The following is a 24,746-nucleotide window of genomic DNA, read 5'->3' on the forward strand; positions in this document are numbered from 1 at the left end:
CGTTGTCCAGGGGGTGGTCAATGGACGTCAACGGCAACCTCACCGACACCACCGTGCTGATCGTGGACGACGAGGCCGCGAGCCGGTACGCGATGGGCACCGTGCTGCGCCGGGCCGGTCACGAGGTCGTCCCGGTCGCCCGCGGCCACGCGGCGCTCGCCGAACTCGACGTACGGCTGCGCAGGGGCCGGCTGCCCGACGTGGCGCTCATCGACGTGCACCTGCCGGACATGAGCGGCTTCGAGCTGTGCCGCCGGCTCAAGGAACGGCCCCACATGGCCGGGCTGCCGGTCGTGCACTTCTCCGCCCTGTCCGCCGTCCCGGCGGACCGCTGTCCGGGCCTCGAAACGGGCGCCGAGGCCTACCTGACGGTGCCCGCCGAACCGGAGGACATCGAGGCGGCCGTCCGCGCCGCGGTCCGCTCCGCCCGGCTCCGCGCCGACGACCAGGCCCTGGTGCGGCGGCTGCGGCAGCTGTCGCAGACCATCGTCGCCGTCCAGTCGGCGCGCTCGCTGCACGAACTGGCCGACGCGGCGGCGGAGGGCGCCGCCCGGCTGCTCGGCTGCCCCGCCGCCGTCTTCTTCCTCGACCGCGACGGCGAGCTGTACCGCGGCCTGAGCCGGGGGCGCACCTCCCTCGCCCTGCCCGACGAGGGCGCCCACCGGGACGTCGCCGCGCTGCTGCGGCGGCTCACCCGGGACCAGTCCGGGGTCCGGATCACCACCGTGCCCGCACCGCTGTGGCCCGCCGGGTTCTTCCGGCCCGGAGTGCAGCACGACGCCCGGCTGACCCTCGTCCTCACCCAGGACGGCCAGGTGCCGGTCTGCCTGGCCACCCCCACCCGCGGCCGGCGCCGGGTCAGCCCCGAGAACGAGGCACTCCTCGCCCAGCTGGCCCAGGCCACCGCGCTGGCCGCCGAACCGCTGCTCATGTACCAGGTGGAGCGGCATGTCGCCCTCACCCTCCAGCACAGCTTCCTGCCCCGGCCGCACGAACTGCCCGTTCTGCCGGGCGTCGACATAGCGGTGCGCTACGAGCCCGCCTCCCAGGAGACCGAGATCGGCGGCGACTTCTACGCCGCGGTACCGGTCGGCGACGGCGTGCTCACCGCGGTCGGGGACGTCGTCGGGCACTCGCTGGAGGCGGCCACCGTCATGGTCGAACTGCGGCACGCGCTGCGCGCCTACTGCCTGGCGGAGAGCGACCCGGCCGCGCTCGCCGACCGGCTCGACCGGCTGCTCCAGCACTACCACGCCGAGGTCACGGCCACCGTCTGCCTGGCCCTGATCGACCCCGGCACCGGACGGACCCGGATCGCCAACGCCGGCCACATCCCGCCGCTGATACTGGGCGAGGACGGCAGCGCCGAGTACGTCAAGGCGTCCGGACCGCTGCTCGGCGTGGGCCTGCCGCACCCGCCGCCCACCGAGCTGGTCCTCGGGCCCGCCGACCGGCTCCTCATGGTCACCGACGGCCTGATCGAGACCCGCGGCACCGACCTCGCGGTCTCGATGGAGCACCTCCGTGCCGCCGCCGTCGGCGCGCTGCCCGGCCTGGAGGCCCTGTGCGACACGCTCCTGGCCTGCTTCGCCCGCGACCGCGAGGACGACGTCGCCCTCCTGGCCCTGCGGCTCGCCGACTAGGCTGAGGCACTGTTCCGGCCGACCAGGAGGGCTCCATGCCGCAGATCACCGTCGACTACTCTCCCGCCGCGGGCCCCGGCCTCGACCGGGAGGGCTTCGCCAGGGCCCTGCACACCGCCGTCGTCGAGATCGCGGCGGCCCGGCCCGAGGCCTGCAAGACGCTGTTCCGCGCCGCCGATTCCTCGGCGTACGGCTACGACGAGGAGGGCGCGCACGTCATCGTGCACATCACCTTCGGGCTGCTGGCCGGCCGCTCCGACGAGACGAAGGCGAAGCTGACCGAGACCACCCTGGACCTGCTGCGGGACCACCTGAAGTCGGACGGTTTCGTCCTGCACGCCTCCGCGGAGGTCCGGGACCTGGACCCGTCGTACCGCAAGTACGAGGGCTGAACGGCCGGCCGTGCCGCCGCTCAGCCCGCCAGCGACAGCAGCCGGACGGCCAGGTCCGCGAACGGGCCGTCGCCCGGCTCGTCCTTGACCATCCGCTTCAGCAGGGCACTCATCTCCTCGTCGTGGGCGGCGCTGACGGCGGCCAGCGCCGCGAAGTCGTGCACCAGCTGGATCTCCAGCTCGGCACGCGGGATGCGCCGGCCGTCCAGCCAGATCAGCGCGGTCGACTCGGCCAGCGAGATCCAGGACCGGATGACCAGTTCCAGCCGGACCGGTGGCTCGGCGACGTCGAGGTGCGCGAGGATCTGCTCGTAGGCGGCCTGCCGTACGGAGTCGATGAGCGCGTTGGTCGCGGACGAGCCGACCGCCGGGCCGCCGCGCATCAACGCGGCGAAACCGGGACCGTGTTCGTCGACGAAGTCGAAGAAGCGCCGCATCACCCGCAGCAGCCGCGATCCCAGCGGACCCTCCCGCGGCTCGGCGAAGCGTCCCGCGAGATCCTCCGAGGCACGCTTCAACGCGGCCTCGTACAGGCTGAGTTTGCCGGGGAAGTAGTGATAGACGAGCGGTCGCGAGATGCCCGCGGCCGACGCTATCTCGTCTATCGAGACCTCGTCGGGCGATCGGCGGCTGAACAGTTCGAGGGCGACGCCGATCAACTGCTGCCGCCGCTCCTCGACTCCCAATCTGCGGCGTACCCCGGTACTCATACGAACACCTTACCGATCGGATCCGGCCTCCCGCGGACCTGACCCGCCACGGGCGTTCACAGATCCAGCACGAGTCTCCCCCCGTGCGCCCGGGATACGCAGATCAGCATCGAGTCGGCACGCTCCGCGTCCGTCAGCAGGTCGTCCCGGTGATCCACCTCGCCCCCCAGCACCCGCTGCCGGCAGGTCCCGCAGAACCCCTGGGCGCAGGAGTAGGCGGTGTCGGGCAGCTCCGTGCGCACCGCGGCCAGCACGGACGAGTCGGCCGGCACCGTCAACGTCTTTCCGCTGCGCCGCAGTTCCAGCTCGAACTCCTGGTCGTCCGCGCCGCCGGCGGACGGGCCGAAGCGTTCCAGCCGGACGCCGGGGAACCGCTCCTGAACGGCCGCCATCAGCCCCTGCGGACCGCAGCAGTACACCAGCGCGCCGTCCGGGACCGTCAGCGCGTCCAGGTCCGGGCGGCCGTCCTCGTCCTCGGCGACCACCGTGACCCGCCCGTCCCCGGCCAGTTCGGCCACGAACGGCATCGACGCCCGGCTGCGCCCGCAGTACAGCAGCCGCCACTCGGCTCCCGGCGGCAGGGCCCGCACCATCGACAGGATCGGCGTGATGCCGATGCCCCCCGCGACGAAGACGTACGAGTCGGCCCCGGCGAGCGGGAAGCGGTTGCGCGGCCCGCGGACCTCCAGCTCCATGCCCTCGGTCACTCGCTCGTGCACCTCGCGGGAACCGCCGCGCCCGTCCGCGACCAGCCGGGCGGCGATCGTGTACGACGAGGCGTCCGCCGGGTCCCCGCACAGCGAGTACTGCCGGACCAGTCCCGACGGCAGCACCACGTCCAGATGCGCCCCGGGCTCCCAGCCCGGCAACCGTTCGCCCTCCAGGCGCAGTTGCACGACGCCGTCCGCGACCGTCGCGCGCGCGGCGACCCGCAGCCGCAGCGACCGCGAGCGCGGCCGTCCGGAGGTCGGCGGGTCCAGGGCCGGCAGGGGCCACAGCGGGGAGACCCCGATCCGGCGTCGCACGGCCTGGCGGACGAGCAGCGCGGCGCCCGCGAGCGCGACGGCGGTCCGCAGCCGCGGCATCACCGGGCCCCGTTCTCGGCGTGCTCGGCGGCCAGCGCGGCGGGGGAGGAGGCGAGGTAGGCGACCGCCTGCGCGGTGGAGCCCTCCTGGGAGGGGTGGTAGTCGCGGCTCAGGTACCTCGGGATGGACCGGAGCATGGCGCCGGTGGCGGGCAGCGTGCCGCGCCGGCCGGCGCGGTGGAAGTCCCGGAACCGGGCACGGCCGTCCTTGAGTGTCGGGTCGTTGGCCATGAAGAAGCGGGCGCCGCGCTGCCACAGGAACACGATCGCCGTGAACGCCGTCGCCCAGGTCCGCGCCCGCCGCCGGTAGCCGCCGTCCAGGTGCTGGAACAGGTCGAAGGCGACCGACCGGTGCTCGACCTCCTCGGCGCCGTGCCAGCGCAGCAGGTCCAGCATGGTCGGATCGGCGCCGCGCCGGTCCAGTTCGCGGGCGTTCAGCACCCAGTCGCCGAGGAAGGCGGTGTAGTGCTCGATGGCCGCGATCAGCGCGACCCGTTCGAGGAGCCACCAGCGGCGCGCCCGGCCGGGCGGCAGCGTGCGGTCGCCGAGCAGCTTCTCGAAGAACCAGTCCACCTGCGCGGTGTACGGCGTCGGGTCGAGTCCCAGCTCCTTGAGGTGGGGCAGGACCTCGTCGTGGGCCTGGGAGTGCATCGCCTCCTGCCCGATGAACCCGACGACGTCGGCGCGCAGCCGTTCGTCGCGGATCAGCGGCAGCACCTGCTTGTAGACGTGCACGAACCAGCGCTCGCCGGCGGGCAGCAGCAGGTGCAGCACGTTGATGGTGTGCGTGGCGAGCGGGTCGCCGGGCACCCAGTGCAGCGGGGTGTCCTGCCAGGCGAAGGACACGTTGCGGGCGGTGAGCGTGAGGTGCTCGGACGCCACCGGTTGCGGCTGCTTGTGGGACATGGCGTCAATGTACTGACGGGTAAGCGGCGTGAGAAGACCTGCCGCGGTGCTTGTTTACGAATCTGTCAGCAAGGATGGGGGGCCGGCCCGGTGGCGGAACGGCCGGGAATCCTCACCGCAGGCCGCTGATCCCGCTCCCGTCCGTCAGCGTCCCCGTCAGGTCGGCCCGCGCCCCCTGCTCGGTCCTGGCCGTGAGCAGCGCTCCCCGGGCGGAGGCGGTGACCCCGCCGGTGGCCCGGATCGACGCCGTGTCACGGCCGCCCGCGGCCAGCAGGTACCACTGCCCGGCCCCGGACTTCCACAGCACCCCGGCCAGCACGTGCGGGTCCCGCGGACCGCACGCCGTCCCGTCGGACCCCTTCGCCGCCACCGCGCCGTACCGGCTGCCCGGCGTCCGGAACTGGGCCAGCGACACCGCGCCGTCGCCCCGCCAGGTCTCCGCGCGCGTGCACACCCAGGAGCCGGTGCCGCTCCCGTCCGGCAGCGGCTGCTCCGCGAACGCCCAGGCGTTGACAGCGCGCACCCCCGCGGACCGCTCCGCGGACAGCGAGCAGGCGAACGGCGCCCAGTCCCGCAGCGCCCGCGCGCCCGAGGCGTCCTCGGTGTACCCGGGCCGGCCCGCGGTGAGGAGGGCCGGCACCAGCTCGCCCAGGTCGGTGGCGAGGTGCACGCCCTGCGCGTCGGTCAGCTGGAGCACGTTCCACGACGTGCACGACCCCTGCTGGAGCGCGGAGCCCGCCAGCGGAGCGGCGACCCCGTCGGTCAGCGCGAGGTCCATCGCGCCCGAGGTCGGCTTCAGCAGGTCCCGTTCCGCCGCCCTGGTCACCCACGGGGCCGTCAGGTAGCGGGTGTTGCCGTCCGAGCGGCCGAGGACCAGCGCGTCCGCCTCGGCGCCGGTGGCCCCGTCGACGCGGGCGAAGTCCAGGGCCGCGCCCGCGGTGCCGTCCTTCGGCTCGGCGTACCGGGCGATGCGCAGACCGTCGTAGAAGATCACCACCCGGGCGGCGTCGACCTCGCCCGCGTACAGCAGCTGGGGCGGTCCCGCCGGGCCGCCGGTCTGGGTGCCCGGGGTCGCCGAGACCCGGACGGTCCCGCCGGGGCGGGCCCAGACCGCGAGCGCCCGGCGCAGCAGCGCGGCGTCGGCGGTGAGGGCGCCGCGCGCGGGCCAGGCGGAGAAGTCGGTGCGGGCGGCGGTCTTCCAGGCGCCGGCCGGCACCTTCGTCAGCTGGGCCGGGTCCAGGGCGGCCTCGGCGGCCGGGTTCTGCGCGTACACCGGCGCCGCCGCGCCGTCCGCGCCCCAGCCGCCGCCCGGCAGGGTGACCAGCGCCCCGCACACCGCGAGCGCGGCGGCGGCGGCGAGCGCGGCCCTGGTGTGCCGGCGGCGCCGCATCAGGTCGGTGGGCCGGGCCTGCAGGGCGCAGGGGTCGAACTCGGCGGAGTCGAGCAGCGGATATTCGGCCGGTACGCCGTTGGCGTCGGCCAGCGCGCCGTCCGCGTGCTCGACGCCGGCCGTCCGCAGGATCCTGCGGACGTCGCCGTCGGGGAGCTGTTCGAGCCCGCGCAGGGCGTAGGCGGCGCGGGCCGGCCCGGACAGGGCGGCGAGGCGCTGGTCCAGGGCGAGTTCGTCGGCGCCGCCGGAGCGCGGGAACAGCCGCAGGCCCCACACCTGGGGGAACAGCGGGGGCAGCTGGGCCCGCCTGGGCCAGGCCGTGAGCTTCAGGGGCCTCCCCGCCTCCAGCGCCGTACGCACCACTTCGAGGCGGACCAGGGCGTATCCGGGGTCGGTGTCGCGGCCGGGGGACTGGGCCGGGATCACCGGGGCGGGCCTGCGCCCGCGGGGCAGTGCCCGCTGGACCAGGGCGTGTGCGGTCAGGACCCGGCGTCCCCGGGGCAGGCCCGGCGGCAGCACCAGGTAGGCGAGCCGGACCAGGCGTGGGTAGTGCTCGACGAGCGCGGCCTCGGCCTGCTCGACATCGACGGCCGGACCCGGGGCTCCGGTGGAGGCGGCTGCGTGACGCTGGGCTACATCCTGTGACTGCACGTCCTGATGAACGAGCGAACCGTTGGTCGGTCACCGCCACGCGGGTGACCGGGGCGTCCTGGTCCTCCGTTCGATTTGAGCGTCCCGCGCTCCGCGGCCGTATCGAAGGGGAGGGCCCCGCGGGCATGTCCGGGGCCGGCAACGCGACCGGAGGAACAGATGAGGGTGACCCGACCGATGCTCGCCGCGGCCGGCGCGGCGGCCGTACTGGCGCTGGCGGGCTGCGGCTCCGGTGACAGCACCGCGGAGGCGAGGATCCCGGTGGCCGCCACCGGCAGCCTGGAGAGCCTGGCCGCCAAGGTGAAGTGCGCCCCGGACATGCAGATCGACTCCGACGAGGTCCGCCAGGCCATCTGCAAGACCTCCGCCGGCAAGTTCGTCTTCGCCACCTTCGCCACCGACCGCGGCCAGCGCGAATGGATCAACGACGCCAAGGACTACGGCGGTTTCTACCTCGTGGGCCGCAAGTGGGTCGCCGTCGGCGACGACGTGGTGGTCAAGACGCTGCAGACCACGCTGGGCGGCGAGGAGGAGATCGGCACCGACCACAGCAAGCACACCGGCTGAGGCCCCGGACGGACAGAAGCGGGGGGGGGGGGTGTGCCCCCCCCCCCCGCCGGGGGGGCCGGGGGGGGCCCGGGCCCGGCCGGTGCGAGAGGGCGCGGCGGCCCCGCGGGTTGGGGGTGGGGGGGGTGGTCTTCCCCCCCCCCCCCAACCCCACCCCCCGGGCCGCCGCCCCGGCCCTCCATGTGGGGGGGGTTGCCACCCCCCCCCCCCCCGCTTCCGTGTCTCCGGGTCGCTACCGGTCAGCTGCCGTTCCTACTGGCAGCGGCGGCCCGAGTTGATGCAGTTGGCGATCTTCGCCGCCAGGTTGTTCTTGGTGACGCTGATGAAGTCGTCGTGGTCGGTCGCCGCCTTGTGCAGCTGCTCCGGGAAACCGTCCACCGCGTAGGCGTTCTTCACCTGGCCGTTCTGGACGGTCGGCGGGGTGATCTTGTAGACCAGGCGCATCGTCAGCTGCGGGATGGCCTTGAAGCCGTTGCCGCAGACACCGCTCGCCGGGTCCGCGAAGGCCACGTGCGTACGGTGGTTGGCGCTGTCGATGTTGACGCCGTCCCAGCAGCTCTGGAAGGCGAACGTCCGGACCACGTTGCTGCCCTGCGGGCAGATCGGGTACTGCTCGGTCAGCTGGACCTTGTTCTCGAAGCCGGTGCAGCTCCAGTGCGCGTTGGCGTTGGCCAGACCGTTGGTGGTGGTCTTGGCGTCACCGGTGATGATGCGCAGGAACTGCGGCATCGCGACGACCTTGGCGGCCGGGCTGCCGACGTACTTGATCTCGGCCGACTGCGGGGTCAGGATCTTGCCGACGTTGCCTTCCTTGCCACCGCCGTCCGAGTTCTGGTCGAAGTCCTGCGTGCCGTCCTGCACCCGCACGACCGGCCAGTAGTACGACGACAGGTCGCTCTGGTTCTGGCAGGAGCTCGGCGCCGCCAGCATCGAGTCGTTGGTGGCGAAGGCGTTGACCTTCTGGTTGCCGACGTAGTCGTGCAGGTGGTGCGCGCCGTTGGCCACGCCGGGCGCCACGATGACGTTGTCGGTGTTGTGGTTCTTGTTGGCGTTCACGCCGCAGCGGGTGGTGAAGCTGCCCGTCGAGGCGGTCCGCTGCTTCTGCGGCTTGGCGAGGACGTTCGGCGCGACCCGCGTGATGTCCACGAAGTCGGCCGCGACCGGGCCGTTGCCCGCCTGCCCGCCGATGTTGGCCGGCGCGCCGGCGCTCGCGCTCGGCGCCGCGGTGGCCTGGCCGCCGTTGTTCTGGCCGCCGTTGTTCTGACCCCCGTTGTTCTGGCCGCCGTTCTGGCCGCCGTTGTTGTTGCCCCCGCCGGCGGTGGTCTGGTTGGCGGTCTGGGTGGTGCAGGCGGCGAGCTGGGCCAGCGAGCTGTCGAACTTGCCACCGACCCGGGTGATGTCGATCCTGATCCGGTCGATCGTGGCCGCCCGCTTCTCCTTCAGGGGGCCGACGATCGCGTTCTGCACGAAGTTCGCGTCGTTCGCCTGGGCCTGCCGGGTGGAGGCGAGACGGGCGTAGGCCTCGGTGATCTGCTTGTCGAGCTTCGCCAGTTCCGTCGCCACCCCCTGCCTGGCCTTCCACGGCACGTTCGTCAGCTTCTGGCCGACGTCCGGGCAGGAGATCGTCGCGACCGTGGCGGCGGCGGCCTTGGTGTAGTTCTGGGCCGAGTTGTTCGACTCATGCGCAGAAGCGTTCATCTGTGCCCAAAGCAGCCCGCCCCCGCCGAGCACTAGGGCCGCCGATGCGGCTATGGCCTTGGTGGCCAGCGGCGTGCGGCGTTTGCGTGTGTTGCGTCCCATGGAACTCCTCTGACTTCCTTGGCGGGGCAGCATCGAGGCGCCCGACAGGAGTGAAGCGGCGCCCTCTCATACGGAGGCCGCCTCAGTGGTGTTCAGCCGTCTCACGAATTCATCAGGGACTTGTTACCGACTTGGGGCACAACTGCCGTTTGAGCAGGACGACTTCTGGAAAATCAGCGGTCGCGGTCCAGATACGCGAGCACCGCCAGGACGCGCCGATTGTCATCGTCCGACACCTCGAGTCCCAGTTTGGTGAAGATGTTGGAGGTGTGTTTGGCGATGGCCCGTTCCGTCACCACGAGCTGGGCGGCGATCGCCGCGTTCGAACGGCCCTGCGCCATCAGCTCCATGACCTCCAGCTCCCGCCGTGTCAACCCCTCGAGGGGCCGGTCGCCGGCCCGCCGGGACAGCAGCTGCTGGATCACCTGCGGATCCATCGCCGTACCGCCCGCCGCGACCCGCCGCACCGCGTCCACGAACTGCTCCGCGTCGAACACCCGGTCCTTCAGCAGATATCCCACCCCGCCGCTGCCGTCGGCCAGCAACTCCCGCGCGTACAGCTGCTCCACGTGCTGGGAGAGCACCAGCACCGGCAGCCCCGGCCGGTCCCGGCGCGCGGTGAGCGCGCACTGCAGCCCCTCGTCGGTGTGCGTGGGCGGCAGCCGTACGTCGACCACGGCCACGTCCGGTTCCAGCTCGGCCAGGGCGCGGGCGAGTTCGGGGCCGGTCTCGACGGCGGCCGCGATCTCGAAGCCGTAGGCCTCCAGCAGCCGCACCAGCCCGTCGCGGAGCAGGAACAGGTCTTCGGCTAGGACAACGCGCACGGAATCTCCATGGTGACCATGGTGGGACCGCCCGCGGGGCTGCTGACGGCCAGGACGCCGTCGAATGTACCGAGCCGCCGCTCCACGCCGGCCAGCCCCGACCCGGCGCCGATCACCGCGCCGCCCCTGCCGTGGTCGGTGACCGAGATCCGCAGCATGCCCGCGCCGTCCGGGACATGGTGCACGTCCACCCAGATCCGGTCGGCGCCGGAGTGCTTGACCGCGTTGGTCAGCACCTCGCTCACCGCGAAGTACGCGGCCGACTCCACCGGCGCGTCCGCCCGGCCCGGCAGGTCCACCGTCACCTCCGTGGGCACCGGCAGCCGCAGCGCCAACGCCCGTACGGCGTCCCCGAGTCCGCGCTCGGCGAGCACCGGCGGATGGATGCCCCGCACCAGGTCGCGCAGCTCGCCGAGGGCCTCCACGGACGCCTGCCGGGTCCGCGCGAGCAACTGCCGCGCCCGCTCGGGGTCCTTGTCCAGCAGCATCTCGACGGTTCCCAGGTCCATGCCCATGGCGACCAGCCGGGCCTGCGCGCCGTCGTGCAGGTCCCGTTCGATGCGGCGCAGTTCGGCCGCCGAGGTGTCCACGGCGTCCTTGCGGGTCTCGGTCAGCACCCGCACCCGCTCGGTGAGTTCGCCCTGCCCGGGGGCGAGGACCGCTCGGGCGAGCCGGAAGTGCACGGTCAGCAGGGCAGGAGCCCAGCGGTAGCCGGCGACGAGGATGACGGCGCCGAGCCCGGCGGCGGCGAACGCGGTGGCCTGGCCGGTGACCGGCACGAAGCCGTACCAGTAGCCGTCCCCCATCACCCGCCACAGCCCGGCGGCCACCGCGAACCCCTCCATCGGATAGAACACGAGCAGCGCCGGCAGCAGCGCGGTCACGAACCCGGCCGTCATGTCCGTGAACAGCCACAGCACGTCCCGCCCGACCTGCGGGTCCCGGAGCAGTGCGAGGGTGCGGGTCCACGGGTTGGCGCCCGCGGGCAGCGGCCGGTACGCCGACGGGATCCGCATCCCGCACCACTCGTGGGCGAGCCGCCGCCGCACCTCGGCCACGTCCCGCACACCGCCGAGGACCGCCGGGGTGGTGAGGACACCGAGACCGGCCGGGATCAGCGCGACGGAGACCGCCGTCAGGACGAAGCAGAGGATCGAGAGCGCCGGCATCACCAGCGCCAGCACCAGCCCCCGTACGGCGGCGAGCACGACCTCCCGCGTCCTGTCACGGAGGCCCCCGCTGTTCGTGTTCGTCGTCATGGCGCCAGTGTGTCCGACCACCGCGCCACGGGTCACTGGCCCCAAGCCCCGTCCCAGGGGGTGGTGCCAGGTGCACCCCGGGGACTGTCGCGCCCCGAAAGGGGCGCGGGGAACTGCGCGACAGACCCGCACCGGACCGCGGATCCGTCACGCCCCTTGCGTCGGCAGGCCGAGCACCCTCGCCTCGACGACAGGGTCCAGCCCGACGGCCGGACGGTCCGGCCGCGCCGGTGCCGCGCCGCCGGTCTCGCGCAGCCACTGCCAGGTGTCCGCCACGGTCTCCTCCACGGACCGGCACACCAGTCCCGTCCGCACCGCCCGCTCCACGTCCACGCGGTGCAGCGCGTCGTACGACTCGCTGCCCGGCGGCAGCCACACCGGCAGCTGGACCCACGGTTCGATCCCGGCGGCGAGGATCACCTCCGGGTCGGTCCAGCGCAGCTCCGCGGCCGAGCCGGTGACCCGGCGGCAGGCCTCCAGGAGCGCGCCCGTCGTGGTCCGGCCGGCCGGACCGACCAGGTTGTACGGCCCGGACAGGCCGCTCTCGACCGCGCCCAGCGTCCACTCGGCGAGATCACGCGCGTCCACGAACTGGACGGGCAGGTCGCGCGGACCCGGTGCCAGCACCGGGCCGCCCCGGGCGATCCGGTTCAGCCACCACGGCAGCCGGCCGACGTTCTCGTACGGTCCGAGGATCAGCCCGGCCCGCACCAGCAGCGAGCCGTCCGCGCCGAACGACTCCTCGGCGGCCAGTTCGCCGCCGCGCTTGTCCCGTGCGTAGTCGGTCCGTCCGGCGTCCGGCGCGGCCCCGGTCACCAGGGCCGCGTCCTCGGCGGCGTCCGCCGGCCGCGGCCACGCGTAGACCGAGCAGCTCGACACGTACGCGTACCGTCCGGCGCGGCCGCGCAGCAGCCGTGCGGTCTCGCGCACCGCGCGGGGCGCGGCCGACCAGGTGTCGACGACCGCGTCCCACGTGGTGGCGTCGGCGAGGGCGGTGAGACCGCCGGGCGCGCTCCGGTCGCCGGTCAGCGCCCGCACGCCCGGCGGGGGCCGGCGCCGTCCCCGGTTGAGGACGGTCACCTCCCAGCCGCGTCCCAGGGCCGTCGCCACCACGGCCCGCCCCACGAACTCCGAACCACCCAGCACCAGAAGTCTCATGCCGGTGATCGTGCCCGGAAGCGGCGCCGGGGGGAACGGGACTCTGCCGAGGGCAGAGCGGCCCGTCAGCGGCCGGCCGGCGGGGTGTACTTGTAGCCGACCCGGCGGACCGTCTGGATCGTCCTGCGGTGCTCCGCGCCGAGCTTGCGGCGCAGCCGGGCGACATGGACGTCGACCGTACGGCCGTCGCCGACGTGGCCGTAGCCCCAGACCGTGGTGACCAGCTGGTCACGGGTGTGCACCCGGTTCGGGTGCGCGACCAGGTGGGCGAGGAGCTCGAACTCCAGGTAGGTGAGGTCGAGTTCGCGCCCGTCGACCTGCGCGGTGCGCTGCACGGGGTCGACGGTGACCAGCGGCCGGGTGCCCTGCGCGGCCGGTTCGCCGGGCAGGCCGGTCTCCTCCTGCGCGTCGGGCACCGCGACCGGCAGGAACGGCGGCCGCTGGTCCGCCGGGACCAGCACCAGGTAGCCGATCATCGGAGGCCGGCCGGGCAGGGCGGGCAGGGTGTGCTGCGGGGCGGGCAGCCAGGTGGCGCCCGGCGGCAGGAAGTCCGCCATGTCCACCACCTCGTCCCGGTCGACGGCACGCAGCCGGTGCCGGGCGGCGGAGGAGGCGGCGAGTGCGGAGGTGGGGGAGAGGGCAGGAGTGGTCGCCATGAGACGTCAGCTCTTTCGCGCGAGGAGTTCGTCGGTCGGGACGACGGCCGCGATTCGTGGTCGGGCGCGCCGGGACGTTCTGCGTTCCGCGCTGGCCGAAGGCCGGGGTGTACGGCTTTAGAGGGCCCGCGCGTTCCTCGCGCGGCAACACACCCGGTCGAAGTCGTGATGCTGACGGGAAGGCCAGAAGGGCTCGAGGTCATGGCGACCCGTCGCGCTGCACATCTGATAGCCGGCCATGCGCCCATTGAAGCAGACAGGAACCAAAAACAGGACCCTCCTCTCACTGCTTGGACGCCTCCCCGGCGGGATCCCGGTCCCGCCCGTCTCGTCCGACCAGGCGTTGGTGCCAGGTCGGCGAGGGCGGCTCGATCGCCTTGGCCGGATCGCCGTCCCACACCGCGGACGGCCCGGCGGCGGTCAGGGCGGCGGTCACCTCGTGGCCGACGGCCGTGGTGGACTCCGCGGAGCCGTCGAAGCCGCCGTCATGGCGGCTCAGGCCGTGGCCCTCGGCGGCGGAGCGGGTGCCCTGGTGGCGGAAGAAGACGAAGCCCTGGGCCCCGCCCGCGTCCTCGGCGCCGATCTCCGCCAGGCAGCAGGAACGTTGCCGGCCGTGCCGAGCCCGCGCACCGCCTCGCGCAGCCCGTCCGGCGTGCTCCACAGGTACCTCTGCCCGTTCTCCGTCCAGGCGTTGACGGCGAGCCTCTCCTCGGTCTCCGTGCGCTCACCCCGGCACGCGCCGCCGACAACGAAGTGGGGGCGTCCACCGGCGGTGGACGCCCCCACGGCGAGCGCGCGGATCAGACCTGGCCGGCCTTCTCCAGGGCCGTGCAGCAGGTGTCGACGATCAGCCGGGTCACCAGGTACGGGTCGACGTTGGCGTTCGGACGGCGGTCCTCGATGTAGCCCTTGCCGTCCTTCTCGACCTGCCACGGGATGCGGACCGAGGCGCCGCGGTCGGAGACGCCGTAGGAGTACTCGTTCCACGGGGCGGTCTCGTGCAGGCCGGTCAGGCGGTCGTCGATGCCGGCGCCGTAGTTCTTGACGTGGTCGAGCGGCTTGGAGCCCTCGCCGAGCGACTCGCACGCGGTGATGATCGCGTCGTAGCCCTCGCGCATCGCCTTGGTGGAGAAGTTGGTGTGCGCGCCGGCGCCGTTCCAGTCGCCCTTGACCGGCTTGGGGTCGAGGGTGGCGGAGACGCCGAAGTCCTCGGCGGTGCGGTAGAGCAGCCAGCGGGCCACCCACAGGTGGTCGGCGACCTCCAGCGGGGAGACCGGGCCGACCTGGAACTCCCACTGGCCGGGCATGACCTCGGCGTTGATGCCGGAGATCGCCAGGCCCGCCTTGAGGCAGTTGTCCAGGTGGGCCTCGACGATCTCGCGGCCGAAGATCTCGTCGGCGCCGACACCGCAGTAGTAGCCGCCCTGCGGGGCCGGGAAGCCGCCCTCGGGGAAGCCCAGCGGACGGGCGCCGTCGAAGAAGGTGTACTCCTGCTCGATGCCGAAGATCGGCTCCTGCGCGGCGAACTTCTCGGCGACCCCGGCCAGCGCGGCACGGGTGTTGGAGGAGTGCGGGGTGAAGTCGATGTCCAGGACCTCGCACAGGACGAGGACGTCGTCGCCGCCGCGGATCGGGTCCGGGCAGGTGAAGACCGGCTTCAGTACACGGTCCGAGGAGTGCCCCTCGGCCTGGTTCGTGGAGGACCCGTCGAAGCCCCAGACCGGCAGCGCGTCGAGACCGGCGGGGGCGCCCGCGATGATCTTCGTCTTCGAACGCAGCTTGGCCGTCGGCTCGGTGCCGTCGATCCAGATGTACTCAGCCTTGAAGGTCACGGGCCACATCCTTCGGGTGGGTCGGGCGCACCTGCCGGTGCGGCGGCGCTACGGCACTGGGGCGCCTCGGTGTTGCCCGGCAGCCTGTCAACAGGCGATTTCCCGATCATTGCTCGCACGTGAACCCGGTGTTACCTGGCGGTTCTGTGGCGCGGCTCACGTTGTGAGGCGCGGGCCGGCGGGGTACAGAGCCCATTTCGGGCGCCGCGCAGCCCGGTGCGGCGGCCGCCGGCTTTCCCTCCGTGAAAGCCGGCGGCCGGACCGCCTCCCGCCGGGCCGGTCAGCCGACCTTCTGGATCAGCGCCCGGCGGATGAGGAACTTGCCGGGCTCCCTGACCTGTTCGAAGGCGGCGTTGTTGAGCAGCACGCAACTGCCCGAGACCGAGGTGACCTTCACCGTCGTGGACTTGTTGTTGTCCAGGTTGGTGACCTTCAGCGTGGTTCCCGCCGGGAACTGGTTGCTGGAGGCGGCCGGGGCGCCGGCCTCGCCGGACAGCGTGACCGTGGAGCCGTTGCAGACCTGCCGGCCCGCGGCGGCACCGCCGCCTCCGGTGTTCCCGGCGGCCGCGCCCTTCGAGGGCGCCGCCGGGGCGGCCTGCTGACCGGTCTGGCCCGTCTGACCGGTCTGGCCCGGCTGGGCGCCGCCCGCCGCCTGGGAGCCCTGAGCCGACTCCCCAACGACGCAGCCGGACGCCTGCTGCTGGACCTTGATCTGCGCGATCACCGCTTCACGGTTGCTGATCCGGGCCGCCGACTGGGCGTCCGGGTTCGCCTTCTGGTCCGCGATGAACTTCTGGTTGTTGCCGAGGGCGGTGGCCAGCCCCGAGCAGACGGTCGAGTCCGCGGCCGACGACAGCGTCTTCGCGTTCTGCGGGGACTGCGCGGCGTTCGAGGTGGACGCCAGGACGAAGGCCCCGCCGCCGGCCACGGCGGCGGCGCCGACCAGCAGGGCGATCGACTTCTTGGCGCCGAGAGTTCTCCTACGCGACATGCGCGCCTCCTGGAAGGGGTGGGGGAACGTACGCCGTTATGTACGAGATACCGAACGGAGTTACTCAACGGTTACAGGAGTCACCGAAGTAACCTGTGTCACAAGGGAGTTGAAGTCCGCCCGGTTTCCGTCACCGGCGGCCCCCGACCGGCGACTCCCGGACCGCCTCGTCGCCGCGGGCGACCAGCGCCGTCCCGTCGTCCGCCGTGACGATCGGCCGCCGGATGAGCTTCGGGTGCTCGGCGAGCGCGGTGACCCAGCGCCCGCGCGCCGCCTCGTCGCGCGCCCACTCCTTGAGTCGCGGTGCGGCACTTCGAGCAGGCCGGGTCGATCCGGATCTCCATGCCGCCCACGGTGGCCACACCGGCGCGGCAGGCCGGCCGGACATCGGCTCTGTTCGAATTTCTCGGCACCTCACCCGCACCATCCGAAACCACAGAACCAGACCCGCAATGTCCTTTCCCACCTGCTGTTTTGACGGGTCGTCCGAGGCCTCCGATTGTCAGTGCGGGCCGGTACACTGGAAGCAGTGTTCGAGAGAGTCGCCGGGGTGTCCGGTGGCCCTCTGACCGCGACAGGAGGATGCCTGTGCCCGCTGCCGCTCTGAAGCCGAAGCCGTTGCCGACCCAGTCCACCGCGAAGCGTGCCGTCCTGCTCGACTCGCCCTACGCGCCGGCGGAGAAGCGCCCGCTGCCGGCCGGGCGGCCCCGCGACTGGTACGTCACGCACAACCGCCGCCTCAAGGCCATGCGCCTGGCCATCGCCCTGCTCGACTCCGGCGTCTACCTGCCCAGCCAGGCCCGTGACGAGACGATCCGGAGCACGGCGCTGAGCGTCGGCATCCACCCGCCGTCGGACACCACGTGCCACATGGTGCGGGCGCTGATGCGGTACTCCCGGTGATCCGGCATCTCCGGTGATGTCGCATTCACGGTGGTCCGGTGACCTGGTGACCGCGTGACCGGGTGATCCCGTGCGCCGGGGGGCGGCCGTCCGGTCCGGCCCCCGGCGCCTCCACCGCCGTGACCGCCCGTCCCCGGGGCGCCCGTTCGGCGGGCCCCGGCCACCGGGGCGCCGCCGGACAGCGGCTGTTTCCGGCCGCCGCGGGTATCCTCCCCGGCCGGACGACCGGACACCCGGGGCCGCGCCCGCCACGGGCGCCGGCCGCGGGGCGCGAAGGGCCCGCGGCGACCGCCGCCATGGAGCCGAAGAGCCCGCGCGGGTACGCCGACCTGACCACCGCCGACCACGCCGTCCCCGGCACGGCGGTCACCGCGGGCGTCCGGACGGCGGCCCCGGGAGTCCGAAGCGGCCCCGGCATCCCGGCCGCCCCCCGAAAAGAGGATGCACGCCGAGTGACCGGATCCCTACGCTGGAGACGCGTTCCGGAGCAGTCCGCCACCGCTTCTCGAAGAGCCGACCGCGCCCGCGGTCTCGGGGCTACTCTGCTACGCACCGACGGACGGCCGCCCGTCCCCGCGTGCCGGCGGATCCGTCGACCGCTCACACACCCACGCCACGGAGGCCCGTCATGGGCACCATCGTCCTCTCCGGGACCGTCGTCCTGGTCATCCTCGGATTCGGGAACCACAACTGGTGGCTCGCCGCCGTCGCCCTGCTCTTCCTGTACGTCCACTACGGGCGCGGCTCGTCGTCGGCATCCTCGTCGGGCGGAGCGCCCGGCGCGGGCGGGGGCACGCCCGAGGACTACAGGACCTACCGCGACCGCCGAGACCGGCAGGCCAAGTGGGAGCGCCGCTACCGGCGCGAACGCCCGGTGGAGTTCCGCCGCCAGGAGCGGACCAAGGGCTCGTAGGAACCCGCGCGCGGACGCGCCCGGCCGGTCACAGGCCGGGCGCACCCCACACCGGGAACCAGCGGCCGAGGTCCGGCTCGATCCGCAGGTCGTCCGCGAGGGCCGCCTTCACCTGCAGCTCCAGCGCGCTGTCCCGCCGTTCACCGGAGCCCAGCGGCGCGAAGGGATAGAACGTGGCCCTCTTGTAGAGATAGACGAGCGCGAGCCGGCGCCCGCGCTCGTCCTCGAAGGAGGCCAGGGAACAGAGCAGTTGCGGGCCGAAGCCGTTGACCTCCATCGAACTGTTCACCGCGTGCAGGTCGTTGACCAGCTGCGGAAGCTGGTCGGGCGTGCGCCGCGAGACCAGCCAGGAGTAGCCGTAGGAGTCCAGGGAGAGTTCGACCGGCACGCCGCCGCGGTCGGTGTCGGCGTCGAGGAGCGCCTGCACCTCGCGATGGGTCTGCTCGAAGGCCGCGCCCTCCACGGTGGCGAAGCACACCGCGCCGAGGCCGGTGGGCCGGAATCCGGCCGCCGCCTCCAGGGTCACCGCCGCCGACGGCAGCGCGAACAAGGCGTCGAGGTCGGGAGCGACGGGCCTGGTGCGGCCGAGCAGGATGTCCAGGAACCCCATGCTCACCCGGCCTTTCCGGGCGTCGCCGCCTCACCCAGTTCCGCGGAGATCCGCCCGAGCTGCTCCAGGCGCTGCGCCAGGGGCGGGTGGGTGGAGAAGAAGCGTTCGATGCCGGGCTCCTTGCCGGTGGCCGGGGTGAAGTAGAAGGCGTTGAACGCCTGGGCGGTCCGCAGGTCCTTGGTCGGGATCCGGGCGATGTCACCGGAGACCTTGGTGAGCGCGGACGCCAGCGCGGAAGGCCGTCCGGTGAGCTGGGCAGCCGCCCGGTCCGCCGCCAGTTCCCGGTACCGGCTCAGCGCCCTGATCAGCAGGAAACTGATCGCGTACACGGCGGCGGAGACGCCGATGACGGCGGCGAGGACGGCGGCCGTGTTCTGGTCCCGCCGGCCGCCGCCGAAGATCTGCGAGTAGAAGGCGAACCGCACGACCAGTCCCGCGATCACTCCGAGGAAGGACGCGACCGTGATCACGGCGACGTCCTTGTGCGCCACGTGCGACAGCTCGTGCGCGAGCACTCCCTCCAGCTCGGCCGGCTCCAGCCGCCGCAGCAGACCCGTGGTCACGCAGACCACCGCGTGATCGGGATTGCGTCCGGTGGCGAACGCGTTCGGCATGTCCATCTCGGACACGGCCACCACCGGTTTCGGCATGTCGGCGATGGCACACAGCCGGTCCACCACCGCGTGCAGCTCGGGATACTCCTCGCGCTCCACGACCCGCCCGCGCATGGCGAACATCGCGATCCGGTCGGAGAACCAGAACTGCGCCACGAACATCGCGCCCACCAGCACGACGACCAGCAGCCACGACTTCAGCAACACGATCAACGCGGCCACGAAGCCCACGTACAGCAATCCGAGCAGGAACAGCGTGACCGTCATCCGCACGGTCAGCCGCCGGTCGCTCCGGAAGCGGCTCTGCATCTGCCATCACCCCGCAGTCAGGCACTCGTCCCGCTGTCCAGTGTGCACCTGCGGGCGCCCATGGAACGGTTCCGAACGTCCCCAGTGGCGGCAAAAGGTCGCTCCCTAGTACGGCGAGCGCGTCCGGAGGTACCCCAGCAGGACGATCACCGCCGCCACGCACCCCAGCACCAGTGCCGTCGACACCCAGGACGACCGGCGCGGCGCCGCCGGTCCCGGATCCGGCCGGAACGGCACCGGGCCGGGCGGGTTCTCCCGCCACCGCGCCGCCAGCATGCGGGCCCGCGCCGACGGCTCCTTCTGCTCGGCCTCGGCGGCCCACCGGAAGTCGAACTCCCGTTCCTCGTCACCCTGCCCGGACATCCCGCGTCCCCCCGTGTCGAACATCAGTACCGACGCACGATACGACGGCGCCCCCGTCCCGGGAAACGGGAACGGGGGCGTCCGTGGCCGGAAGGGGCGCCTGTCACACGTCGAAGTACAGCTCGAACTCGTGCGGGTGCGGACGCAGCTGGAGCGGGGCGATCTCGTTGGTGCGCTTGAAGTCGATCCACGTCTCGATCAGGTCGGGCGTGAAGACGTCACCGGCGAGCAGGAACTCGTGGTCGCGCTCCAGGGAGTCGAGGACGGCCGGGAGGGAGGTCGGGACCTGGGCGACGTTCGCGTGCTCCTCGGGAGCCAGCTCGTAGAGGTCCTTGTCGATCGGCTCGGCCGGCTCGATCTTGTTCTTGATGCCGTCCAGGCCCGCGAGGAGCAGCGCCGAGAAGGCGAGGTACGGGTTGCCGGAGGAGTCGGGCGCGCGGAACTCGACGCGCTTGGCCTTCGGGTTGGAGCCCGTGATCGGGATACGCATCGCGGCCGAGCGGTTGCGCTGCGAGTACACCAGGTTGATCGGCGCCTCGAAGCCCGGGACCAGACGGTGGTACGAGTTCACCGTCGGGTTGGTGAAGGCGAGCAGCGACGGGGCGTGCCTGAGGATGCCGCCGATGTAGTAGCGGGCGGTGTCCGACAGGCCCGCGTAGCCGGCCTCGTCGTAGAACAGCGGGTCGCCGTTGGCCCACAGCGACTGGTGCACGTGCATGCCCGAGCCGTTGTCGCCGAAGATCGGCTTCGGCATGAAGGTCGCGGTCTTGCCGTTGCGCCAGGCCACGTTCTTCACGATGTACTTGAAGAGCTGCAGGTCGTCGGCGGCGGCGAGCAGCGTGTTGAACTTGTAGTTGATCTCCGCCTGGCCGGCGGTGCCCACCTCGTGGTGCTGGCGCTCGACCTTCAGGCCCTGCTTGTCCAGCTCCAGGGAGATCTCGGCGCGCAGGTCGGCGAAGTGGTCGACCGGCGGGACCGGGAAGTAGCCGCCCTTGTAGCGGACCTTGTACCCGCGGTTGTCCTCCAGGGCGCCGGTGTTCCAGGCACCCGCCTCGGAGTCGATGTGGTAGAAGGACTCGTTCGCGGTGGTCGCGAAGCGGACGGAGTCGAAGACGTAGAACTCGGCCTCGGGACCGAAGTACGCGGTGTCGGCGATACCGGTGGACGCCAGGTACGCCTCCGCCTTCTTCGCCACGTTGCGCGGGTCACGGGAGTACTGCTCGCCCGTGATCGGGTCGTGGATGAAGAAGTTGATGTTGAGGGTCTTGTCGCGGCGGAAGGGGTCCACCCGGGCCGTCGACAGGTCGGCGCGCAGCGCCATGTCGGACTCGTGGATCGCCTGGAAACCGCGGATCGAGGATCCGTCGAAGGCGAGCTCGTCGTCCGGGTCGAACGCCTCGACGGGCACCGTGAAGTGCTGCATGACGCCCGGCAGGTCGCAGAACCGGACGTCGACGAACTTGACGTCCTCGTCCGCGATGAACTTCTTGGCCTCGTCGGCGTTCTGGAACATCCACTCCTCCTACTCCCAGCCGTTCCCGTGCCGGGGGGTAGCTCGTTCGTGCGGCCAGTGCGGTGGCACACGCTGGTCCCGACCCTAGGGACGGGTGATTTCTCGGGCGTGACCCGATTGTTTCGCTGAAGTTAACCGGCCTTGTTCCACCGTAGTCCCCTGGTACCCCGCCGGACCCCGGCCGCCCACCCGGGCAGTACCGTGTCCGGGTGGACAACAGGCAAGCAATGGGATCGTGGCTCTCCGGGCCGCGCGCGGCCATGGAAGAGGCCGGGGCGGAGTTCGGGTACCGGGGCGAGCAGCTGGGTCTGCCAGAGGACGGGCCGGGCTCGATCGCCCGTCCCGGACGGCGGCTCGGCGCGCTGGCCGTGGACTGGGGCCTGTGCGTCCTGATCGCATACGGCCTGATCACCGACGGCTACACCCCGGCCACCGGCAACTGGACACTGCTCGTCTTCCTCGTCCTCGGCGTGCTGACCGTCGGTACGCTCGGCTTCACGCCGGGTAAGCGGCTGTTCGGGCTGCGGGTGGTCGGCGTCGGCACGGGACGGGTGCAGCCGCTGCGCGCGCTGGCCCGCACGGTGCTGCTGTGCCTCGCGATCCCGGCGCTGGTCTGGGACCGGGACGGCCGGGGGCTGCACGACCGGCTGGCGAGGACCGTCGAGGTCCGCATGTAGGTGCGGACCGGCGGGGGAGACCCCGGTCACCTCGTCCGCAGCAGCCGGGACAGCACGTCCCGCAGCTCTCCCTCCGGGTCCGGCACGGCGCCGTCCGCGCGCCAGGCCACGAATCCGTCCGGCCGCACCAGGACCGCGCCGTCCGCCGTCGTCCCGTGGGCCGTCGTCCAGTCGGCGTCCGCCGCGTCGGGCACCAGATCGGCCCCGGTCCCCGGCGCCCCGATCCGGTAGGTGTCCAGCCGGAGCCGTTCCGTGTCCGCGATCCGGCGGGCGGCCGCGTGCCAGGCGGCGCCCGCCGCCGAGCCCGCGTCGCTGAGCAGCACCATCGACCGCTCGTACAGGTCGAGCGTGGAGATGCGCTCGTCCGCACGGCGCAGCCACAGATGCGGCGCCCGGCTGCCCGGCTGCCCGGTCAGGTTCATCCCATCGGGTACGACCGGCCGGCCGGGGTCGGCGCCGATGACCGCGCCCTTCGGGTAGCGGTAGCCGAGGACGATGTTCAGGATGCCGCCGCGGCTGCCTGCCCCGATGCCGGGTGCGGGCGCGAACCCGGGGTGGCTGTGCTCCACCGAGCGGGCCGAGGCGCGGGCGCTGGTGGCGACGGCGACCGGGCGGCGTTCGGCGTCGTAGGACTCCAGCAGTCCGGGTCCGGCCCAGCCGTCCAGGACGGCCGCCAGCTTCCACGCCAGGTTGTGCGCGTCCTGGATGCCGGTGTTGGAGCCGAACGCGCCGGTCGGGGACATCTCGTGCGCGGAGTCGCCGGCCAGGAAGACCCGCCGGTCCGCGTACCGTTCGGCGACCCGTTCGGCGGCCCGCCAGGAGGCGCGGCCGGTGACCTCGACGTCCAGGTCGGGGACGCCGACGGCGCGGCGGATGTGCCGGGTGAGCCGCTCCTCGGTGAACTCGTCGAGGGTTTCGCCGCGTTCGGGGTGCCACGGGGCGTGGAAGACCCAGCGCTCCTTGTTGTCGACGGGCAGCAGCGCGCCGTCCGCCTCGGGGTCGGTGAGGTAGCAGCAGATGAACCGGCGGTCCCCGACGGTCTGGGCGAGCAGCTTGGAGCGGAAGGTGATGCTCACGTTGGCGAACAGGTCGCCGGGACCCGTCTGGCCGATGCCGAGCCGGCCCCGCACCGGGCTGCGCGGTCCGTCGGCGGCGATCAGGTACTCCGCACGGACGGTGTACATCCGGTCGGAGTCACGGTCGCGGACGTAGGCCGTCACTCCTTCGGGGTCCTGCTCGAAGGACTCCAGCTCGTGGAAGTAACGCAGTTCGCCCGTCAGGGACTCGGCCGACCGGCGCAGTACCGGCTCCAGGTCGTTCTGGCTGCACAGGCACCAGGCCGTGGGGCTGAACCGGGCCAGTCCGCCGCCCGGGTCGATCTCCCTGAACAGCCAGTCGCCGGCGTCGCCGGCCAGCGTCGGGGCCTGCAGGATCCCGTGGTTGTCGGCGAGCAGGGAGGCGGCGGCCTTGATGTCGGGCTCGATGCCGGCCTTCCGGAACAGCTCCATCGTCCGCACGTTGTTGCCCCGGCCGCGCGGGTGGACCGAGGTCCCGGAGTGCCGTTCGACCAGCATGTGCCGTACGCCTAGCCGGCCCAGGAACAGGGACATGGACAGGCCCACGAGGGAGCCGCCCACGACGAGGACGGGGACCTGGTGATCGGTTCTGTGCTGCATCGCGGACTCCAGGAGCGGGTGGCGGCGCGTCAGGTGCGTTGGAACCTCCATGCCCCTTCCGCGCCCCTTTCGGAGGGGTTCGGCGCGCTCAATCACCCACCTGGTTCACGCGAGTCGCGCGCTTCGGAGGACCGGCACAGGATCAAGAAGCGCTGACGCCGCGTCATCGGCGAAGGCGTAGGCCGCTGCCCCCGTGAAGGAGATGTGCGAAGCATGACGACGATCTCGGAAAAGGTTTCGGAAAAGACGACCCGCCCGGTGTCGAAACGGGTCTCCCAGACCGTCTTCGACGGCTCCCGCCTCCGGGTCGTCCTGCTCGTGGACGTCTTCGACGGCGCGCAGCAGCAGTTCCTGGAGGCGTACGAGCAGCTGTGCAGCCAGGTCGCCAAGGTGCCCGGGCACGTCAGCGACCAGCTCTGCCAGTCGATCGAGAACCCCTCCCAGTGGCTGGTCACCAGCGAGTGGGAGAGCGCCCCGCCGTTCCTCGCCTGGGTGAACAGCGAGGAGCACGTGGACATGGTCAGGCCGCTGCACAGCTGCGTGCGTGACACCCGTTCGCTCCGCTTCCACGTGGTCCGCGAGACCGGCGGCCCGTCGGCGGAGGCCGAGCGGATCCTGCAGGACGGGCCCCGGGTGGGTGACGGCGTGATCCGCCACGCGCTCACCTTCACGGTCCGGCCGGGCAGCGAGGAGAAGGTCGCCGCGCTGCTGTCGGACTACGCCTCGCCGGAGCCGAAGGTCGACGACTCCACCCGCCTGTGCCGCACCTCGCTGTTCATGCACGGCAACCGGGTGGTGCGCGCCATCGAGGTGCGCGGCGACCTGATGGCCGCCCTGCGCTACGTCGCGCGGCAGCCCGAGGTGCGGGCCGTCGAGGAGGCCATCAACCCCTACCTGGAGCAGGACCGTGACCTGAACGACCAGGAGTCCGCACGGATCTTCTTCACCCGGGCGGCACTGCCGGCCGTGCACCACGTCGTCGCCGAGGAGCTGGTCGACGGCGACCGCCACGCGCTGTACTACCCGGCCCGTCCGGGCTGCGGGATGCGGCTCGCCGAGCTGCTGGCGCAGCACGACGAGGCCGCGGCCGAGGACTCCGCGAGCCCGGTGCTGCACAGCACGGTCTTCCAGCGGGACGACGTCGTCGTACGGCTGGTCGAGCAGCGGGCCGGTACACCCGTGGACGCCGACCCGGCGCACGCGCTGACCGCCCTGCTGGACGGCGACGTGGTGCGGATGCAGCTCCTCACCGACCGCCGTTCGCCCGACGCCTGACCCCACCACCGCAGGATCACCCTCACGGAG

Annotated in this window: 24 protein-coding genes and 1 pseudogene; 7 read left to right on the plus strand and 18 right to left on the minus strand. The window is 72.6% G+C overall.

Annotated elements, in window-relative coordinates:
• Positions 1-20 precede the first annotated feature (20 nt).
• Positions 21-1,643: a SpoIIE family protein phosphatase gene (locus ACIRQ9_RS07175; RefSeq protein WP_404168015.1), complete on the plus strand. Its 1,623-nt coding sequence runs from the start codon at positions 21-23 to the stop codon at positions 1,641-1,643.
• Between the two features lie 35 nt (positions 1,644-1,678).
• Positions 1,679-2,035 carry a 5-carboxymethyl-2-hydroxymuconate Delta-isomerase gene (locus tag ACIRQ9_RS07180; RefSeq protein WP_404168017.1) on the plus strand — a complete coding sequence of 119 codons (357 nt, stop codon included), beginning with the start codon at positions 1,679-1,681 and terminating at the stop codon, positions 2,033-2,035.
• A gap of 20 nt (positions 2,036-2,055) precedes the next feature.
• Here ACIRQ9_RS07180 and ACIRQ9_RS07185 read toward each other — a convergent pair whose 3' ends face one another.
• The 4 genes from ACIRQ9_RS07185 to ACIRQ9_RS07200 all read right to left on the minus strand — a co-directional run bounded on the left by ACIRQ9_RS07185 (position 2,056) and on the right by ACIRQ9_RS07200 (position 6,776).
• Positions 2,056-2,745 carry a TetR/AcrR family transcriptional regulator gene (locus ACIRQ9_RS07185; RefSeq protein ID WP_404168019.1) on the minus strand — a complete coding sequence of 230 codons (690 nt, stop codon included), beginning with the start codon at positions 2,743-2,745 and terminating at the stop codon, positions 2,056-2,058.
• A 56-nt stretch (positions 2,746-2,801) separates the two neighbouring features.
• A complete protein-coding gene (locus ACIRQ9_RS07190) occupies positions 2,802-3,830 on the minus strand; it encodes a PDR/VanB family oxidoreductase (protein WP_404168021.1) in 1,029 nt (342 codons plus the stop codon).
• Positions 3,830-4,735, minus strand: a complete 906-nt coding sequence (locus ACIRQ9_RS07195) for a metal-dependent hydrolase (protein WP_404168023.1) — start codon at positions 4,733-4,735, stop codon at positions 3,830-3,832. The genes ACIRQ9_RS07190 and ACIRQ9_RS07195 overlap by 1 nt, the downstream gene beginning before the upstream one ends.
• 112 nt (positions 4,736-4,847) lie before the next feature.
• Positions 4,848-6,776, minus strand: a complete 1,929-nt coding sequence (locus ACIRQ9_RS07200) for a hypothetical protein (protein WP_404168025.1) — start codon at positions 6,774-6,776, stop codon at positions 4,848-4,850.
• Between the two features lie 159 nt (positions 6,777-6,935).
• On the opposite strand from ACIRQ9_RS07200, the gene ACIRQ9_RS07205 reads away from it, so the two are divergent.
• Positions 6,936-7,343, plus strand: coding sequence for a hypothetical protein (locus ACIRQ9_RS07205; RefSeq protein ID WP_404168027.1), 408 nt, complete (start codon positions 6,936-6,938; stop codon positions 7,341-7,343).
• Between the two features lie 252 nt (positions 7,344-7,595).
• Here ACIRQ9_RS07205 and ACIRQ9_RS07210 read toward each other — a convergent pair whose 3' ends face one another.
• The 9 genes and pseudogenes from ACIRQ9_RS07210 to ACIRQ9_RS07250 all read right to left on the minus strand — a co-directional run.
• Entirely contained in the window at positions 7,596-9,143 is a 1,548-nt protein-coding gene (locus ACIRQ9_RS07210) for a DUF1996 domain-containing protein (RefSeq protein ID WP_404168029.1), read from the minus strand.
• Positions 9,144-9,316: 173 nt separating this feature from the next.
• Positions 9,317-9,967: a response regulator transcription factor gene (locus tag ACIRQ9_RS07215; RefSeq protein ID WP_363017584.1), complete on the minus strand. Its 651-nt coding sequence runs from the start codon at positions 9,965-9,967 to the stop codon at positions 9,317-9,319.
• Positions 9,952-11,226 (minus strand): sensor histidine kinase, encoded by a 1,275-nt coding sequence (locus tag ACIRQ9_RS07220; protein ID WP_404168031.1) that lies wholly within the window; start codon positions 11,224-11,226, stop codon positions 9,952-9,954. The genes ACIRQ9_RS07215 and ACIRQ9_RS07220 overlap by 16 nt, the downstream gene beginning before the upstream one ends.
• A gap of 147 nt (positions 11,227-11,373) precedes the next feature.
• On the minus strand, positions 11,374-12,384 hold the full coding sequence (locus tag ACIRQ9_RS07225; RefSeq protein WP_404168033.1) for an NAD-dependent epimerase/dehydratase family protein: 1,011 nt from the start codon (positions 12,382-12,384) through the stop codon (positions 11,374-11,376).
• A 65-nt stretch (positions 12,385-12,449) separates the two neighbouring features.
• Positions 12,450-13,040 carry a winged helix-turn-helix domain-containing protein gene (locus ACIRQ9_RS07230; protein WP_404168035.1) on the minus strand — a complete coding sequence of 197 codons (591 nt, stop codon included), beginning with the start codon at positions 13,038-13,040 and terminating at the stop codon, positions 12,450-12,452.
• Between the two features lie 283 nt (positions 13,041-13,323).
• Positions 13,324-13,701: a DUF6891 domain-containing protein gene (locus ACIRQ9_RS07235; RefSeq protein WP_404168037.1), complete on the minus strand. Its 378-nt coding sequence runs from the start codon at positions 13,699-13,701 to the stop codon at positions 13,324-13,326.
• Positions 13,702-13,840: 139 nt separating this feature from the next.
• Entirely contained in the window at positions 13,841-14,872 is a 1,032-nt protein-coding gene (gene glnII, locus ACIRQ9_RS07240; RefSeq protein WP_404168039.1) for a glutamine synthetase, read from the minus strand.
• 280 nt (positions 14,873-15,152) lie between these two features.
• The gene (locus ACIRQ9_RS07245; protein ID WP_404168041.1) at positions 15,153-15,863 is read right to left on the minus strand and encodes a hypothetical protein; all 711 of its coding nucleotides are present in this window, start codon (positions 15,861-15,863) and stop codon (positions 15,153-15,155) included.
• 130 nt (positions 15,864-15,993) lie between these two features.
• Positions 15,994-16,164: pseudogene (locus ACIRQ9_RS07250) on the minus strand (ArsC/Spx/MgsR family protein); the annotation flags it as partial.
• A 287-nt stretch (positions 16,165-16,451) separates the two neighbouring features.
• On the opposite strand from ACIRQ9_RS07250, the gene ACIRQ9_RS07255 reads away from it, so the two are divergent.
• Together ACIRQ9_RS07255 and ACIRQ9_RS07260 are read left to right on the plus strand one after the other, a co-directional pair.
• Complete coding sequence (locus ACIRQ9_RS07255; RefSeq protein WP_351325367.1) at positions 16,452-16,766, plus strand: hypothetical protein; 315 nt, start codon at positions 16,452-16,454, stop codon at positions 16,764-16,766.
• Between the two features lie 628 nt (positions 16,767-17,394).
• Positions 17,395-17,679 carry a hypothetical protein gene (locus tag ACIRQ9_RS07260; protein WP_404168044.1) on the plus strand — a complete coding sequence of 95 codons (285 nt, stop codon included), beginning with the start codon at positions 17,395-17,397 and terminating at the stop codon, positions 17,677-17,679.
• A 28-nt stretch (positions 17,680-17,707) separates the two neighbouring features.
• On the opposite strand, the gene ACIRQ9_RS07265 is transcribed toward ACIRQ9_RS07260, so the two are convergent.
• The 4 genes from ACIRQ9_RS07265 to glnA all read right to left on the minus strand — a co-directional run bounded on the left by ACIRQ9_RS07265 (position 17,708) and on the right by glnA (position 21,088).
• Complete coding sequence (locus ACIRQ9_RS07265) at positions 17,708-18,289, minus strand: hypothetical protein (protein ID WP_404168222.1); 582 nt, start codon at positions 18,287-18,289, stop codon at positions 17,708-17,710.
• A 2-nt stretch (positions 18,290-18,291) separates the two neighbouring features.
• Positions 18,292-19,212 carry a zinc metalloprotease HtpX gene (htpX, locus tag ACIRQ9_RS07270; RefSeq protein WP_404168046.1) on the minus strand — a complete coding sequence of 307 codons (921 nt, stop codon included), beginning with the start codon at positions 19,210-19,212 and terminating at the stop codon, positions 18,292-18,294.
• 105 nt (positions 19,213-19,317) lie between these two features.
• Entirely contained in the window at positions 19,318-19,575 is a 258-nt protein-coding gene (locus ACIRQ9_RS07275; RefSeq protein ID WP_404168048.1) for a hypothetical protein, read from the minus strand.
• 103 nt (positions 19,576-19,678) lie between these two features.
• Positions 19,679-21,088 (minus strand): type I glutamate--ammonia ligase, encoded by a 1,410-nt coding sequence (gene glnA, locus ACIRQ9_RS07280; protein WP_362169691.1) that lies wholly within the window; start codon positions 21,086-21,088, stop codon positions 19,679-19,681.
• A 209-nt stretch (positions 21,089-21,297) separates the two neighbouring features.
• On the opposite strand from glnA, the gene ACIRQ9_RS07285 reads away from it, so the two are divergent.
• On the plus strand, positions 21,298-21,765 hold the full coding sequence (locus tag ACIRQ9_RS07285) for an RDD family protein (RefSeq protein WP_404168050.1): 468 nt from the start codon (positions 21,298-21,300) through the stop codon (positions 21,763-21,765).
• A 26-nt stretch (positions 21,766-21,791) separates the two neighbouring features.
• Here ACIRQ9_RS07285 and ACIRQ9_RS07290 read toward each other — a convergent pair whose 3' ends face one another.
• Positions 21,792-23,441 (minus strand): FAD-dependent monooxygenase, encoded by a 1,650-nt coding sequence (locus ACIRQ9_RS07290; RefSeq protein ID WP_404168224.1) that lies wholly within the window; start codon positions 23,439-23,441, stop codon positions 21,792-21,794.
• A 213-nt stretch (positions 23,442-23,654) separates the two neighbouring features.
• On the opposite strand from ACIRQ9_RS07290, the gene ACIRQ9_RS07295 reads away from it, so the two are divergent.
• Positions 23,655-24,716, plus strand: coding sequence for a SchA/CurD-like domain-containing protein (locus ACIRQ9_RS07295; protein ID WP_404168052.1), 1,062 nt, complete (start codon positions 23,655-23,657; stop codon positions 24,714-24,716).
• Positions 24,717-24,746: the final 30 nt, after the last annotated feature.

It is taken from the genome of Streptomyces sp. NPDC101237, from assembly GCF_044767465.1.
In the GTDB taxonomy this organism is placed as follows: domain Bacteria; phylum Actinomycetota; class Actinomycetes; order Streptomycetales; family Streptomycetaceae; genus Streptomyces; species Streptomyces gramineus.